Source organism: Brevibacillus brevis (assembly GCF_022026395.1).
Classification (GTDB): domain Bacteria; phylum Bacillota; class Bacilli; order Brevibacillales; family Brevibacillaceae; genus Brevibacillus.
On sequence record NZ_CP041767.1, the window covers coordinates 1,254,961 to 1,269,280 of the forward strand.

At 46.7% G+C, this 14,320-nt stretch carries 19 protein-coding genes; 11 read left to right on the top strand and 8 right to left on the bottom strand.

Annotated features, from left to right (window positions below):
- Positions 1 to 77 precede the first annotated feature (77 nt).
- From FO446_RS06460 to FO446_RS06470, 3 genes are all read left to right on the top strand, one after another.
- Positions 78 to 368, top strand: a complete 291-nt coding sequence (locus FO446_RS06460; RefSeq protein WP_047070474.1) for a DUF3817 domain-containing protein — start codon at positions 78 to 80, stop codon at positions 366 to 368.
- An 88-nt stretch (positions 369 to 456) separates the two neighbouring features.
- Complete coding sequence (locus FO446_RS06465; RefSeq protein ID WP_229087967.1) at positions 457 to 654, top strand: hypothetical protein; 198 nt, start codon at positions 457 to 459, stop codon at positions 652 to 654.
- Positions 655 to 691: 37 nt separating this feature from the next.
- Positions 692 to 1,618 carry an ADP-ribosylglycohydrolase family protein gene (locus FO446_RS06470; protein WP_221867489.1) on the top strand — a complete coding sequence of 309 codons (927 nt, stop codon included), beginning with the start codon at positions 692 to 694 and terminating at the stop codon, positions 1,616 to 1,618.
- 19 nt (positions 1,619 to 1,637) lie between these two features.
- Here the strand turns inward: FO446_RS06470 and FO446_RS06475 are convergent, their stop codons facing one another.
- The 3 genes from FO446_RS06475 to FO446_RS06485 all read right to left on the bottom strand — a co-directional run bounded on the left by FO446_RS06475 (position 1,638) and on the right by FO446_RS06485 (position 3,124).
- Complete coding sequence (locus FO446_RS06475) at positions 1,638 to 2,054, bottom strand: DUF2243 domain-containing protein (RefSeq protein WP_229087968.1); 417 nt, start codon at positions 2,052 to 2,054, stop codon at positions 1,638 to 1,640.
- Positions 2,055 to 2,125: 71 nt separating this feature from the next.
- Positions 2,126 to 2,644 carry a DUF3231 family protein gene (locus FO446_RS06480; protein WP_173608996.1) on the bottom strand — a complete coding sequence of 173 codons (519 nt, stop codon included), beginning with the start codon at positions 2,642 to 2,644 and terminating at the stop codon, positions 2,126 to 2,128.
- A gap of 123 nt (positions 2,645 to 2,767) precedes the next feature.
- A complete protein-coding gene (locus tag FO446_RS06485) occupies positions 2,768 to 3,124 on the bottom strand; it encodes a DUF2512 family protein (protein ID WP_173608995.1) in 357 nt (118 codons plus the stop codon).
- Between the two features lie 159 nt (positions 3,125 to 3,283).
- On the opposite strand from FO446_RS06485, the gene FO446_RS06490 reads away from it, so the two are divergent.
- Positions 3,284 to 4,138, top strand: coding sequence for a manganese catalase family protein (locus FO446_RS06490; protein ID WP_221867490.1), 855 nt, complete (start codon positions 3,284 to 3,286; stop codon positions 4,136 to 4,138).
- Between the two features lie 69 nt (positions 4,139 to 4,207).
- Here FO446_RS06490 and FO446_RS06495 read toward each other — a convergent pair whose 3' ends face one another.
- Complete coding sequence (locus tag FO446_RS06495; protein ID WP_237900133.1) at positions 4,208 to 4,687, bottom strand: hypothetical protein; 480 nt, start codon at positions 4,685 to 4,687, stop codon at positions 4,208 to 4,210.
- 187 nt (positions 4,688 to 4,874) lie between these two features.
- Here FO446_RS06495 and FO446_RS06500 point away from each other — a divergent pair, with 187 nt between their 5' ends.
- The 6 genes from FO446_RS06500 (at position 4,875) to FO446_RS06525 (ending at position 10,169) form a co-directional block, all read left to right on the top strand.
- A complete protein-coding gene (locus FO446_RS06500) occupies positions 4,875 to 5,603 on the top strand; it encodes an amino acid ABC transporter ATP-binding protein (RefSeq protein WP_007715956.1) in 729 nt (242 codons plus the stop codon).
- Positions 5,604 to 5,635: 32 nt separating this feature from the next.
- Positions 5,636 to 6,487, top strand: coding sequence for a transporter substrate-binding domain-containing protein (locus FO446_RS06505; RefSeq protein WP_173608993.1), 852 nt, complete (start codon positions 5,636 to 5,638; stop codon positions 6,485 to 6,487).
- A gap of 96 nt (positions 6,488 to 6,583) precedes the next feature.
- On the top strand, positions 6,584 to 7,237 hold the full coding sequence (locus tag FO446_RS06510; protein WP_088906220.1) for an amino acid ABC transporter permease: 654 nt from the start codon (positions 6,584 to 6,586) through the stop codon (positions 7,235 to 7,237).
- Between the two features lie 15 nt (positions 7,238 to 7,252).
- Entirely contained in the window at positions 7,253 to 7,903 is a 651-nt protein-coding gene (locus FO446_RS06515; protein WP_173608992.1) for an amino acid ABC transporter permease, read from the top strand.
- Positions 7,904 to 7,979: 76 nt separating this feature from the next.
- Positions 7,980 to 9,248: a sensor histidine kinase gene (locus tag FO446_RS06520; protein ID WP_173609146.1), complete on the top strand. Its 1,269-nt coding sequence runs from the start codon at positions 7,980 to 7,982 to the stop codon at positions 9,246 to 9,248.
- 3 nt (positions 9,249 to 9,251) lie between these two features.
- The gene (locus FO446_RS06525) at positions 9,252 to 10,169 is read left to right on the top strand and encodes a response regulator (RefSeq protein ID WP_173608991.1); all 918 of its coding nucleotides are present in this window, start codon (positions 9,252 to 9,254) and stop codon (positions 10,167 to 10,169) included.
- A 54-nt stretch (positions 10,170 to 10,223) separates the two neighbouring features.
- Here FO446_RS06525 and FO446_RS06530 read toward each other — a convergent pair whose 3' ends face one another.
- Genes FO446_RS06530 through FO446_RS06545 form a run of 4 tightly spaced genes read right to left on the bottom strand, consistent with a single transcriptional unit; the run spans position 10,224 to position 13,648 of the window.
- The gene (locus FO446_RS06530; RefSeq protein ID WP_173608990.1) at positions 10,224 to 10,949 is read right to left on the bottom strand and encodes an ABC transporter ATP-binding protein; all 726 of its coding nucleotides are present in this window, start codon (positions 10,947 to 10,949) and stop codon (positions 10,224 to 10,226) included.
- A gap of 4 nt (positions 10,950 to 10,953) precedes the next feature.
- A complete protein-coding gene (locus FO446_RS06535) occupies positions 10,954 to 11,760 on the bottom strand; it encodes an ABC transporter permease (protein WP_064201759.1) in 807 nt (268 codons plus the stop codon).
- 17 nt (positions 11,761 to 11,777) lie between these two features.
- Positions 11,778 to 12,359: a nitrous oxide reductase accessory protein NosL gene (locus FO446_RS06540; RefSeq protein WP_173608989.1), complete on the bottom strand. Its 582-nt coding sequence runs from the start codon at positions 12,357 to 12,359 to the stop codon at positions 11,778 to 11,780.
- The gene (locus FO446_RS06545; RefSeq protein WP_221867493.1) at positions 12,356 to 13,648 is read right to left on the bottom strand and encodes a right-handed parallel beta-helix repeat-containing protein; all 1,293 of its coding nucleotides are present in this window, start codon (positions 13,646 to 13,648) and stop codon (positions 12,356 to 12,358) included. Before FO446_RS06545 ends, FO446_RS06540 begins: the two co-directional genes overlap by 4 nt.
- Positions 13,649 to 14,008: 360 nt before the next feature.
- On the opposite strand from FO446_RS06545, the gene FO446_RS06550 reads away from it, so the two are divergent.
- Complete coding sequence (locus FO446_RS06550; RefSeq protein ID WP_173608987.1) at positions 14,009 to 14,320, top strand: hypothetical protein; 312 nt, start codon at positions 14,009 to 14,011, stop codon at positions 14,318 to 14,320.

The following is a 14,320-nucleotide window of genomic DNA, read 5'->3' on the forward strand; positions in this document are numbered from 1 at the left end:
ATTGGACTATTTTCATCATTATGATAGTTTTTCATTTATAATAGTGGTAATTTCAATGGCAAGGATGGTACCCGCACATGATGAACTCTGCCCTCGGACGTTTCCGTCTCATCGGCCTGATCGAAGGTGTCTCGTATTTGGTCCTTCTCGGGATTGCTATGCCGCTCAAGTATTTTTGGGATTATCCAGCCGCAGTAAAAATTGCTGGCTCGCTTCATGGATTGTTTTTTGTCCTGTATATTTTGGCGTTAGCACATGTTACAATGACCAATAAATGGTCTTTCCTGAAAGTAATCGGGGCATTTATCGCTTCATTACTGCCATTCGGCAACTTTGTTCTGGATGCACGCCTGAAAAAAGAGCAGTAAGTATACACATTACGTAAGGCACTAGAAGGCGGGTCATTGTACCCGTCTTTCGTACATATTCAAAAGAGAAAAAATGGAGGGGATCTGTGTGGAGACCAGAATTTTGGCAGGAATTCTTTTGTGGGACGAAGAGGAACAGTACGTTCTTGAAACCGTGATGGAGGACCGTTACAAGCTGGTTCTGCCGCAGATTATCACGCTTGCGAGCACAGAAGAAAAGGTAGCGACAGATGAATTGAATGAACAATACGTTGGTCAAAATGTCATTGCCAGATGTTTTGTTTGATATGAACAGATAATTCTGAAAAAGGGTGTGTGCAGGTGTGGAACTACGTGACCGCTATACGGGAAGTTTGCTAGGGTTGGCCGTTGGAGATGCACTCGGAACTACTTTAGAATTTCGCAAACCGGGGACCTTCGAGCCGCTTACAGAAATGGTCGGCGGAGGACCGTTCAATTTAAAACCCGGGGAATGGACGGATGATACGTCGATGGCTCTTTGCTTAGCTGAGAGCTTGATTACGCAGAACGGCTTCGATCCGGTTGATCAGATGAACCGATATGTAGCCTGGTTTCGTGAGGGTTACATGAGCTGCAAGGATCATTGCTTCGATATCGGGAATATCACCAAAGAAGCGCTGTGGCGATTTGAGCAGACAAAAATTCCATTTAGCGGATCGGATCATCCGATGTCGGCAGGGAATGGCTCCATGATGAGGCTAGCACCTGTCGCACTCTATTATGCCGATCAACCGGAGCTTGCCATTGATTATTGCGCGCAAAGTTCTCGCACGACACACGCGACGGCTAAGGCAGTAGACGGCTGTCGTTTTTTGGGGGCTTTGCTTGTGGGTGCTCTACAAGGTATTTCCAAAGAGGAGTTGCTTGCTGATTCGTTCTCTCCTGTAGCCGATTTATGGGAAAAGCAACCGCTTGATCCTGAAATCGCCCGTGTTGCGAATGGCTCCTATAAAGAGAAAACGAGAAAAGAGATCAAAGGATCGGGGTATGTCGTCGATTCGCTTGAAGCGGCGCTTTGGGCTTTTTATAGCAGTAGTTCTTTTGAAGAAGGCCTGTTCCTGGCGGTAAACCTCGGGGATGATGCGGATACGACGGGAGCTGTCTACGGTCAATTGGCAGGTGCCTATTACGGAGTAGAGGGCTTGCCTCAACAGATGCGCAAGCTGTTGGCTAAGCGAGAGTTGATGGAGGAGTTCGCGCGGAAATTGTACGAGCATGCTACTCGCTAACCGACAAAATGGAATGGCTTCATTTGGATTTTGTGCGCCTATACAGCAGCCATCCAATCCCAATCAGCAGAAGTGCGAATACATCATAATAAATATCGTATAAGAATTGAGACGGGCCCGGCTTGACGTGATGAATTTGCAAGAGATGGTGGTTAACGATTCCTTCCATCAAGTTAAATATACCAGCTCCGAGGAAAAAACTACTCCAAAAATAGTACGCAGTCCCTATAGGATTGCTTTTCCACAGAAGAATGCCCGAAATGAAAATGATAACCGTCACGAATAAATGGAAGAAACCGTCACTCATGATCTGATGGTGTCGATCTCCATACATGTCGACACTATGCCACTGTAAGATTTGATGAAAGATAATGCCGTCCAGCATGCCAATGATACCTACTCCAAAGAGAAAGGCACCGATCATTGTTTTTTTCAATCGTGCATCCCCCAGTTCAAAATAGGTAAAAACGATAAGCACTGCCAATCAGACAGTGCTTATCACCAAGATTAGGCATGGACAAGTTCTGGCGCTTGCATATGAAGAGGCGGCGGAACTAACCAGCCTTTTTCTTTTAAAATGCGGAGCAACCTGAGGCCAAATTGGGCTTTTGCAACATGGTACTGACCAAAAAGCATTCCGATATCTTCCCGGATGGACTGAGCCATGATTTGACTGCAGGCAACCAATCCGGCTGCAATGTCTCTTGAAACACCGGCAGCGATCTCTGGATCGTTCATACGAGCTCCAGCTGGAATGCTTTCCAGATTCGCTACTGGTCGATCCGGTGGTGCAGGTGGCAATCCAATCCCATTCACTTTGAGCAATTCATCCAGTTGCTCTACTTCTTGTTTCATGCTTCGCGTAATGTCCTCGAGAAAGCTTTTCAGATCATGATCACCAGTATGGTTGAGCGCTGTTTGATAACTAGCAAGCAAGCCCTTTGTTGTTGAAAGATACATCCATACTCCAAATACCTCGCCATAATGCATAGGTTCATTTTGCGGATTGCCTGATAAAATACCCATTAACGTCCTCCCGGTACTCAATAGAGTTTTGATATCCATTCGGGTTCTCCTAACTTTGTGATGTAACCCATAGATAAGATTTACAAGGGAGACAGGATATATCCCCTCAAAGGAAGAGGAGAATTATTTACCGGGTTCTTTCTGGACACGATTATGATCGTATATCCCCAAATAGCGATGGTATACAAGTTCTGCCACACCTAAAAGGGCTACCGTAATGATTAACTCGCCAAAACTTAGTGGCCAATTCAGCCATCTGGCAACTGCCCATAAATAAATCCCAGCGATCACTGCATCTGCAATCGTGGCCGTAACATTATTGGTAGCTCGTAATATCAATTGATCGCCAATCAGATAGGCGATGACGGTTAAGCCGAGTGCCGTTAAAATGGCGGATGTCCAGGATGCATTTGCAAACCACCATAAACAAGCGACAACAATAATACCGTTAACAGCAGCCTTAATTAAAAATCGAGTCATTTTTATTCTCCTTCCTTTATAGTCCTTATGGTGCTTACTGTTTTACAAAATAGTCGGGTTTATTCAAGTGCCGTTTTCTTGCTTTTTCCGGTTAAAGTAGATCGTCATCATCCAAACTAAGACCTAGCATTCATCTACTATGGTGGGAGGTCATCCATTTTGTACTTTTACAAGGAAGATTTGATTAACATGATTGTTCCAGATAAACCAGACCCCGCGGCAGCTAAAGTCATCCAGGAGATTTTGGGTGGTCGTTTTGGAGAAATGCGTACCATGATGCAATATTTTTTCCAGGCGAACAACTTCCGTGGGAATGCCATACCGTATCGTGATTTGCTACGGGGTGTTTTTTTGGAAGAAATAGCGCACGTGGAACTTGTACAGCACACGATTAATCAATTGCTGACGGGGAGTGGTGAAGATGTTCCCGGTAATGCGGGGGTTGACGGAGCACCGCTTGATGAGGCAGTCAAGCACGCGAACCCGCACCATTTCATCGTGGGTGCGCAAAGCTCCTTACCCGTCGATGCAGCAGGAAATCCATGGATGGGGAATTATGTGTATAATCATGGAAATTTGATAAGCGATCTTCTCGACAACCTGGTGCTGGAATCAACCGGTGTCCTGCAAAAGTCACGCATTTACGAAATGAGCTCGAACAAAACATTCCGTGAAACGCTTGCTTTCCTAATCGTTCGGGATAACGCCCATCAAAACGCCTTCGCAAAGGCATTGGAGACATTAGGCGTGAACTGGGGCAAGCTGTTCCCTATCCCCAACTACGACATAAACAAGTATCCTGAGTGCCGCAAGTATGTCGAAATGGGCTTCCACAATGCTCAGTTCAATTTCCGCTTGGATAACACTCGTATTGGAGAAATCTTCAACGGACAGTCACCGAGTAGAAATGGCGGCAGTTTGGAAGTAGTTCCGCCACCTGATGGCTTCCCGGTTCCTATCATGCCGGAACAGCCAAATGAACACAGTCCAGGACTGTATGATCTGAATGCGTAATAGGGTAAAAGGGAAAAACCAGTCATCGCATAAAGAGCGTTGAACTGGTTTTTTCTTTTTTCCTATTTGTTACTGCTGGCTTGCTCTTGCAGCCTGGAGAAGCATTTCTTTGGAAACCGTTGGCGAATCGGTAGCTACACGATACATAATCGGTTGATCTCCATCTTGATTCAACCAAGACAGCTCTTGATACTGACCGGATTCACTGAACAAGAACTGGTCATTTTTCGTGTAATGCGCTTTTTTTCCACTGATAGTTACTGCATCGTATTTTGTTGTTTCTGGTGTACTCAATTGTACATCTAGCTGTTCTTTCGGGAATTTCTCGACCGTGACAAAGATGCGTTCTTTCTGCTCGTTCTCATACACGCTCGTATAGGCTTCGATAGGAGAAGTCGTCCGTGGAACAACTTTCCATACGACATTTTTACCTGTTTCCTTGCTTTCTTCTTGAAGCTCATGCAGCCACTGCTGGCCTTCTTGACCCATCATGACGCTATACGGAGTACCTTGTTTGCCCTCAAGGAATGAGAAGCTATCAGGAAGCATAGGCCGGCCTCCATTCAGGTCTTACATGGTATATTGGCTCCCATTCGACTGGTAGGTTCACTTTGTTTTTTTATTGTGTGTTATTAGAAAATTGTAAACAGAAAAACTTTTCTTTGTCTTTTTCAGTAGTTTTGAGTAGTTCGACATTAGTATACAAAATAAGACATAGAGCAGGGGGGATTTAAGGTTGATCAGTTTTCATCAAGTAAATAAACATTACGGAAGCTTTCATGTCCTCAAGAACATCAACCTGCATATCAACCAGGGAGAAGTCGTCGTGGTCATTGGCCCGTCAGGATCGGGTAAAAGCACGATGGTTCGCTGCATCAACAGATTGGAAACGGTTACAAGCGGAGAACTGGTGGTAGACGGGGTGAAAGTGAACGATAAAAACACCGATATCAACAAGCTGCGTCGGGACATCGGCATGGTGTTCCAACACTTCAATCTATATCCGCACAAGACCGTACTGCAAAACATTACGCTGGCACCAACCAAGGTACTGGGCGTATCGCAGAAGGAAGCCGAAGAAACGGCTCTCTACTATTTGGAAAAGGTAGGGATTCCGGAAAAGGCAGAAATGTTCCCAACGCAACTATCTGGTGGTCAACAGCAACGCGTCGCAATCGCACGCGGACTGGCCATGCGACCAAAAATCATGCTGTTTGACGAACCGACCTCTGCACTGGACCCCGAGACAATCGGCGAAGTGCTCGACGTCATGAAGAAGCTGGCGAAGGAAGGCATGACGATGGTAGTCGTAACGCATGAAATGGGCTTTGCCCGCGAAGTGGCAGACCGCATCGTGTTTATGGATCAGGGAACGATTCTCGAAGATTCTACACCAGAGGAGTTTTTCGCAAGTCCGCGTGAAGAGCGTGCGCGTTTGTTCTTGAGCCGGATTTTGAATCACTAAAAAATAAAACGATAGAGAAAAGGGGAATTCAGATGAAAGCAAACAAGCTGTGGAAAAAAGTAGCAGGTATGGGTCTCGTACTCATGCTGAGTGCAACTGCGTTGGCAGGCTGTGGTGGGGGTAGTGCAACAGAAGGCGGTGCAAAAGGTACACCAGCTGCAGCAGGTACAGGCACATTGGCAAAAATCAAAGAAAGAGACAAATTCGTAGTCGGAGTGAAGTACGACCTGAACTTGTTCGGCTTGAAAGATCCGGCAACCGGAAATGTAGAAGGCTTCGATATCGATATTGCGAAGGCAATTGCGAAGAAAGTGCTTGGGGACGAAAACAAAATCGAGCTGAAGGAAGTAACCTCCAAAACACGTATCCCGATGCTGAAAAACGGAGAAATTGACGCGATCATCGCAACGATGACCATTACGGAAGACCGTAAAAAAGAAGTAGACTTCTCTGACGTGTACTTCCTGGCGGGTCAATCTTTCCTGGTGAAAAAGGACAGCTCAATCAACGGTCTGAAAGACATGCAAAAAGGCATGAAAATCGTGACCGCAAAAGGTTCTACTTCTGCAAAAAACATCAGAGCGAGTGCTCCTGACGTAGAAGTACTGGAATTCGAAAACTACGCGGAAGCCTTCACAGCACTCAAAGCTGGTCAAGGTGACGCGCTGACAACTGATAACGCTCTCCTGTACGGTATGGCGAAGCAAGATCCGAACTACCGTGTAACAGAAGAAACCTTCACGGAAGAGCCATACGGTATTGCAATCAGCAAGGGTGACGCTGAATTCGTGAAAACAGTGAACGATTTGCTGAAAGAAATGAAAGAAAACGGTGAATACGACAAGATTTATGAAAAATGGATCGGAACAAAACCTAAAAAATAATGCGGTTCGACTCCATAAAGAATGAGCGGTTTACTCTGCCGCTCATTCCCTTATATCCCCAACTGAATTTTGCATACAAGGAGGATCGCATAAGAGATGATCGATTTTTCTATCTTGTTTGATCACATGGATATGTATCTCGAAGGCTTTTGGAACACCTTGCAGGCGAGCCTGCTTGCTCTCGTCGGGAGCTTTGCACTGGGGACGCTCTTTGCGATCTTTCGGATTTCTCCGATTCGACCACTCAAGTGGATCGCTACGGCTTATGTTGAGTTTGTGCGTAATATCCCGTTGATTCTCGTCGTGTTCCTCTTTTTTGTGGGTCTACCGGCAATTGGTATCGTGCTGGAGCCTTTTATTGCAGGTACGCTTGGCTTGACAGTGTATACGGCAGCATTTATCGCGGAGACGATCCGCGCAGGCATTCTGGCGATTCCAAAAGGACAGACAGAAGCCGCTCGTTCCTCGGGATTGACGTATGGACAAACGATGCGCTATATCATTTTGCCGCAAGCGATCAAGGTCGTGATCCCGCCGATGGGCAACCAGTTTATCAATCTCGTAAAAAACTCCTCAGTATTAGGTGTGATTGCAGGTCTTGACCTGATGTATTTTGGGGATCTGATTTCCGCTGACACGTTTGTTACCTTTGATGTGTACATTTTTGTAGCTGTTTTCTATCTGATTCTGACCCTTCCGTTGAGCGCGTTCGTCAGTTATTTGGAGCGACGCTTGGCTGGAAGCCGCTAAGAAGGAGGGGACATCATGGACTTTACCGGAGCTTATGCGCCCAGTCATTTGACCTTCCTGCTCGAAGGCTTTTGGGTCACCTTGCAGGTTGCTTTCTTGTCAATTGTCTTCAGCTTTACTATTGCGATTATCGTAGGGGTTTTGCGTTACGCAAAAATTCCTGGAGTCTCACAAGTTCTCGGGACAATCGTAGAGCTGATTCGCAATTTGCCGCTCTTGTTGATTATTTTCTTTACGTATTTTGCTCTCCCGGAAGTGGGATTCAAGCTGGACAAGTTTTGGGCCGCTGTTCTGGCGTTGGTTATTTTCGAAGCAGCGATGTTGTCGGAAATCGTACGAAGCGGTTTAAATTCGGTCGAAAAAGGACAGATTGAAGCTGCACGTTCTTCTGGTCTGAATTATGTCCAGACACTGTGGCATGTTGTCCTGCCACAGGCTCTCAGAAGAATGGTTCCGCCGATTGTGAGCCAATTCATTTCGCTCTTGAAGGATACGTCGCTGGCTGTCGTAATCGCTTTGCCTGAGCTGATGAACCATGCGCAAATCATCAACGGACGCAATGTCAACTACGTCATCCCGACCTTCCTGATGGTGGCAGTGATGTACTTTGTCGTCAACTACGCGTTGTCAGTCGTCTCCAAGCGACTGGAAAACAAGCACGCTTAAGCGTTTTATCTTTGCAGATCTCCGATTCTTAGTAAAATAAGAATAGGAGATCTTTTTCCGTATGAAAGGAGCAGCTATGCGAGAACGCCTTTTGATCCTGTTTATTATCATGCTGGCAACTGCTTTTTTTGGAGAGATGAAGGTAAACCCCGTAGGAGGGTCTTTTCGTTTTTCCTTGGGCATCGCTGCTTTCTTTTTTGGATTGCTGTGGTTTTCGTCCGTACCTGTATTGTTGACGGGATTTTTTACAGGGACGTTTATCTTCGGATTTCGCGTCGTAATGGATGTCTTTTTTGCGTACCGTCCATACATGGAGAGTGTGGCTGCGCATCTTCCCTCCGCCTTTTACTATTTCAGCTTTACCGTTCTGTTTTATTTGCTCCGCGCACGTAGATATCGCGAGTTCCCTCTATGGTTGGGGTTGATAGGTGCATCCATTGATTTTATCTCCAATGTGGTAGAGATTCAGGTACGACAGTATTTCACTGATTTTCCGCCGATTACTTGGCAGAGCTTTTTGATGCTCCTCTTCTTTGGGGTCTTGCGCAGCTTTTTTGCTGTCGGCTTGTACAATAGCTTTTCGATCAGGCAGTTGCGGGCTGTGGGAGAGGTGCGTCAGCAAGAGTTGGAGCGTCTGCGGATGATCAATACGGAGCTGTATGAAGAAGCCTTTTACTTGCGCAAATCGATGACGCATCTGGAGGAAATCACGCGCGAGAGCTACCAGCTTTACAGGCGTTTGCTCACCTCGGATCATACGGAATCCCCGACGGCCTTGACGATTGCCGAGAATGTGCATGAAGTGAAAAAAGATTCACAACGGATGCTGGCGGGCATTTCCAAGCTGATCAATCAGGAGGGACTGGCACCACAGCTGCCGATCAAAGAACTGTGTGAGTTGGTTGCTCGGGCGAATCAGAAATACGCAGAGATGTTGGGAAAGGATATTCGGATCGAGTGGAGCTGTAACGTCAGCCTGTCTACCAGCCAAATCTATGCGCTGCTCTCCGTGCTAAACAACCTGGTAGCCAATGCAGTAGAGGCGATTCCCACGTCGGGAAGGATTGAGCTGAATGTAAAACTGATTCATCGTCATCTGGTGTTCAGTGTACTTGACAGTGGTCCGGGAATCCCGCTGGAAGAACAGGAATGGGTGTTTCAGCCCGGGTATACGACGAAATACGATGAACAGGGAAATGCCTCTACCGGAATTGGACTGACGCATGCCCGCGGAATTGTCCAAAGCCTGCAAGGAAGCTTGCGTATTTTACCTGATCAGAAGCAAATGACGCATTTAGAAGTGCAAATTCCGACCGACCAATTGCTCGGAAAGGAGGGAGTGTAAGGTATGATACGTTTCTTTTTAATTGAAGACGATGCGGTAGTGCGCCGCATGCTCGAACGGATTATTCAAGACAGCGGGTTGGGAGAAATTGTAGGACAAGCCAGCGACGGCAGTCACGTATCGATTGATCAGCTATATGGGGTCGATGTCATTTTGATCGACTTGTTGATGCCGGGGCTTGATGGCATTCAAACGATCAAAAAGTTGCAGGCAGATGGCTTCGCGGGCCGCTTCATTATGGTGTCACAGGTAGAGAACAAGGAAATGATCGGGGAGGCTTATTTGCAAGGGATTGATACCTTTATTCAAAAGCCGATCAACCGCCTCGAAGTGATGGCTGTACTGAAACGGGTATCGGATTACTTGTCGCTGGAAGCCTCTCTGCAAACGATCCGCAAATCCTTGCAAATTCTGGACGTCAAAGCAAAAGAACCGCATACCAGCGGCTTGAAAAGTCAGTCGTCCGATCAGGACATCCTTGCTCAAAAAGCGAGAAAACTGCTGTTGCAGCTAGGGATTGCGAGTGAAGCTGGTGCTCCTGATCTGTTATTGATCATGGAATGGCTCGAACAGGATGAGCGACAAGGAGACAAGCTGCACGAATTGCAGCTCAAGGAACTGTACACACAAATTCTGCTGAAGGTACATGCCAGCTTGGATGAGCATGGAATTACCAAAGAGGTGCGTGCCATGGAACAACGGATTCGCCGGATGGTCCTGCAAGCCTTTACGCATCTTTCCTCATTAGGCTTGACCGATTATGCCAACCCGACCTTTGAACACTTTGCACCAAGACTGTTTGACTTTCAAGAAATTCGCCAACGGATGCAAGAACTGGAGGCGGGCGAAAAAACGACGAAGTGCCGGATTAGTGTGAAAAAGTTTTTATCTGTCTTTTATATGGAAGCAAAGGCGCTATAAATAGCAAAAACGCGGGAGCCGATCTAAACGATCAAAGCTCCCGCGTTTTTTTATTCATGCCTTTGCCTGATTCACAAGTTCGGAAAAGGCACCATATAAACCAATTGCCCCATACTGCTGCTGGTACTCCTTTATCAAGCCATCACGCACGATTTTCCCGTTCATCAAGAAAATCGCTCGATCAGCCACAGCATCTGCCACCTGTAGCTGATGCGTCGTAAAGAGAACGGATTGACCCGCGAGCTTTACTTCCCGCACGAGATCGACGAAGGCATCCATCCAATACGGATCGAGTCCGTTGGTCGGTTCATCGAGGACGACGAGTGCGGGCTTGGCCAATATCGCTTGGGCAAACAGGAGACGCTGCTGCATGCCTTTGGAGAACTGAGACACCCGTTTGTTTCTCACTTCATGCAGTCCCACCATTTTCAGTAGGCGATCTGCCTCTTCTGCGGTGCGATTGCGTAGGGAAGCGTAAAATTCGAGCGTTTCTTTGGCGGTAAGTCCGGCAGAAAATGTAAAGTGATCTGGCATATAACCGATTTCTTGCAGATACTCTACGCGATTATCGTTCCAGTTCAACCCATTTAGCTGAATGGTTCCCGAAGAAGGAGGGAGAATACCGACCAGCATCCGCAGGATCGTACTTTTTCCTGCGCCGTTCCCGCCGCATAAGGCAACGACCTGACCGGGTTCAATGTTCATACTGAATGGGTGGACGATTGTTTTTCCATTGATTTCCTTGGTGACCTGGTCGATAGTAAGTCCTAACATATTCATTGCATTACCTTCTTTCCCATACCCGGATGGCTATGAACAAGGTCGCGCTGATCCAGAGCAGACTGAGTGCGACAAAGATGAGATCACCAAGCGGAGAATCAGCCCAGTACACCCATTTGTAGTATTCAGGTCCAAAGATCGAGCCACCGCCTAATCTGGCAACGGAAAAGATTCGTACAAACTCCGCTGGGTTGAGAAACGTTGCGAGCTGAAGCAGGGGCTTGATCCATGTATAAGGGACGAAGCTGAGCACAGAGATGAGAAGAGTAGGCCATGCCAGAATATAGAAGAACCAGATGCTGACCCCCATTGTCAAAGCCTGCCAACGGTTTTTACTGATGGCGCCAATCAGCATGGCTATACCTAAAAATAGCAGAATGAGACAGATGGAAAAGGCGAGCAAAAACAAAAGTGTCGAGAATGCAAAGCTTTTTCCTAACAGCATGCCTGCCACACCAGACAACCCATACCCGAAGCTGACAATCGCGACTAACACGAGTGCTTGTCCCAAGTATTTCCCCACCAAGAACGAAAAGGTCGTCATGGAGTAGGTAGAGAGGAGCTGCCAGCTTCCCTCTTCTTTTTCCGCCGTCAAAGAAAAAGAGGAGAGAAGCATCGTCATCAGTGGCAGCAAATACAAAATCAGATTCAGCATGGTACCTGTCGTGTACGTATAACCCTTCATGTAGGACTGCGATTGGATGATCAAGAGTCCCAAACTAAACAGGGAGAACAGAGCCATAAACGAGTAGGACCATGGATTGCGAAAGCCTACCTTCACTTCTCGTTTGGCAATCAGATTGATGTGCAAAGACTCCACTCCCTCTGTTAGTTATGTGTGGTTGGGGCAGTACTGTTGCTTCCGTGATCGGCTGGCTTGCTTTCGTGACCGCCATTATGTTGACCTTCGGAAGAATGACCGTCTTTGTTCATGTGCTTGCTCATACCATTTTCCCAGCTATGATTTTTCAACTCATCCGCACTCATGACAATACCTTTCTTTTGTTCCTGAACGAAGCTGTCTGCAGCAGACTTCTCTTTGAAAGAATAGATGCCATAGGTCATTGGCGTTTTGAAGTCTTTGTCGTAAGCGTAGGTAGCTTGCTCTGCTTTTGTCCATTCTGCTGTGTAGTAATCGCGGACAAATTGTACAGCCACGTTATCGGTGCCATTCTCTTTCGTCCAGTTGTACATGCATCCGAGATCATCGAATTTCAGTGCTTTTCCATCTTTTAAGACGATTTCAGTAGCATTGTGATCGTTAGGGACATGCATTTTGCAAAGGTCACATTTGTCTACGCCTTCCGCGATATCTACAGGTTTTGGCTCTTCGCTTCCGCAGCCGACCATAAGCAGGCTAATGCCGAGAATTGCTCCGATTGTTGTACCCCATTTTTTCATTTTGTTCATGATTTTCTCACTCCTATATAAATGATCCAACAGCTTCCTACTAACAAGATAAGTCCAAGAATGCCTGCGCCCCAACTGCTCGTTTGCCCCGATTCAATGAGCACAGTGTCCGAGGGTTGCATTAAAGGAGTTGCATCCTTGATTGCTGAGCCGGCTCCGCTAGTAAACAAGCCTTCCAGAAACACAAATCCCGGGGCTTGGAAAAACAACTGATAGGCAGGAACCGCATCGGTCAAACCCAGGTAAAAAGGATTCATTTCGTACGGCAAATCACTGCGGGAATCCCCGTTCACATCGAGTCCTTGCAGATTGTCCCAGTAGTTTTTGTTTAAGTTGTTGTTCTGACTATCCTGGGCTTGCGCTTGGATGACGTTTGAGACAAATTGATTATCGGTTAATACGTTGTCAGAAGAGGACAAAAACTGCATGCCGATAAAGTTGAGACTGAGTAAATTGTTTTTGACCGTAATTCCGGATGATTGCTCTAAATACAGTCCAACCCGGTTGCCCTCAATCGTGTTGTTGGCAATCAGCGTATCCTGTACGGTAATGAGTAGAATTCCTTGTGAACCAGGATTTTTTTGCTGTTTCAAAAATTGATTCCCGGTAACCGTCAATTTGCGCGACTCCATAAGCTGGGAGCCTGTCACATTTTCCATTCCAATGTTGTTGATGACCGTCGTATCAGAGGTACCCATGAAGTGATAGCCGTACCGCGAGTTCGTCACCAGATTTTGTTCCAGATGGTTTCGATCGCTATTTTCGACGTAAAAGCCATCTTCGACATTCGTCACCTGATTTTTAATGAAACGGTTATGATCCGATTCACGCACGTCAATTCCGTTTCCTCGTTTCGCTTTTTCCGTTTGCTTTGGCTTTACTTCGGGCTGTGCTCCGTGATTATGTCCTGTACTGGTCGTTGGGCTGCCATCACCTTTGATTTTTCCGATGACTTGAACGTTGTGCAGCGTGTTGTAGTCTGCTTGTCGTAATTGAATACCGATCCCTTTCGTTTCAACGATGACATTTTCCAGGAAGTTTTGATCGCCACGGATGACAAGGGCGGCTACGTCACTGTTGATTCGCTTGTCCACGATATGGATTCCTTGCACGCTCACATTGTCGCTTTCAATCGTGAGCGTTGCCTCTTCCTCGGTCGGATTGATGATCTTCACGGGATCATTGGCTACCAATTGAATCGGCTTGGTAATGCGGATAGGACCTTTGTACAAACCATACGGGATGGTTACGGTATCGTTAGGACGTGCTTGATCAATCATCGCCTGCAAGGAGTCAGAATCCGCAGGCGTCGCCTTGGCTGTGATAGGCAGCTGTAGAGCAACGATACAAATGACGGAGACGAAAAGTAGCGGGAGAGATAATTTTCGATCTTTCCATCGTAATGACAGGGTGCATCCTCCCCTATTCCACTAGAGAGCTCTCTTGTTTATTGCCGGATCATCGGCTGCTAGCTACATTTAGGATAACAGCCTCTTTTCATTTTCGTATGACTCAACCGGGCTATAAAACGTGTCAAAAAACGCAACGATTATGAAAAAATGGAAGGGTCGAGAGGGTTACACCTGAGGTGGCATTGTGCACGCAAAGCAGTCATACTAAATGGTAGAGACGAAAAGGAGAGACGATAAATGGATACAAACATAGAAAAAGCACTGCGCACGACGCTGGAATATTGGGATCGGATGAAAAAGAGCCACGAGGACGACGCGGAGGACGATGCGAATCAGTTTGAGGCTTCGTTTTACCGCATGATGGATCACATCCGCGACTGGTACAATCAGCTGGAAGCGAAGCCTGATACACTAGAGGATGCACTGCTTCTTCCAGACATGGCAGAGGTTGCAGAGCAGCTGCCTGTAGAGATCATGCTGAATTTTGAAACGGAGCTGGAATTGATCGTAGATGGGCAAATTCGGGAGGATGATGAGAAATACGATTAA

Coding starts and splice junctions, on each gene's coding strand:
- FO446_RS06460 (WP_047070474.1), top strand. CDS start 78: ATGATGAACTCTGCCCTCGGACGTTTCCGTCTCATCGGCCTGATCGAA.
- FO446_RS06480 (WP_173608996.1), bottom strand. CDS start 2,644: ATGGGTATTTTATCAGGCAATCCGCAAAATGAACCTATGCATTATGGC.
- FO446_RS06485 (WP_173608995.1), bottom strand. CDS start 3,124: ATGACTCGATTTTTAATTAAGGCTGCTGTTAACGGTATTATTGTTGTC.
- FO446_RS06495 (WP_237900133.1), bottom strand. CDS start 4,687: ATGCTTCCTGATAGCTTCTCATTCCTTGAGGGCAAACAAGGTACTCCG.
- FO446_RS06505 (WP_173608993.1), top strand. CDS start 5,636: ATGAAAGCAAACAAGCTGTGGAAAAAAGTAGCAGGTATGGGTCTCGTA.
- FO446_RS06510 (WP_088906220.1), top strand. CDS start 6,584: ATGATCGATTTTTCTATCTTGTTTGATCACATGGATATGTATCTCGAA.
- FO446_RS06515 (WP_173608992.1), top strand. CDS start 7,253: ATGGACTTTACCGGAGCTTATGCGCCCAGTCATTTGACCTTCCTGCTC.
- FO446_RS06520 (WP_173609146.1), top strand. CDS start 7,980: ATGCGAGAACGCCTTTTGATCCTGTTTATTATCATGCTGGCAACTGCT.
- FO446_RS06525 (WP_173608991.1), top strand. CDS start 9,252: ATGATACGTTTCTTTTTAATTGAAGACGATGCGGTAGTGCGCCGCATG.
- FO446_RS06530 (WP_173608990.1), bottom strand. CDS start 10,949: ATGAATATGTTAGGACTTACTATCGACCAGGTCACCAAGGAAATCAAT.
- FO446_RS06540 (WP_173608989.1), bottom strand. CDS start 12,359: ATGAACAAAATGAAAAAATGGGGTACAACAATCGGAGCAATTCTCGGC.
- FO446_RS06550 (WP_173608987.1), top strand. CDS start 14,009: ATGGATACAAACATAGAAAAAGCACTGCGCACGACGCTGGAATATTGG.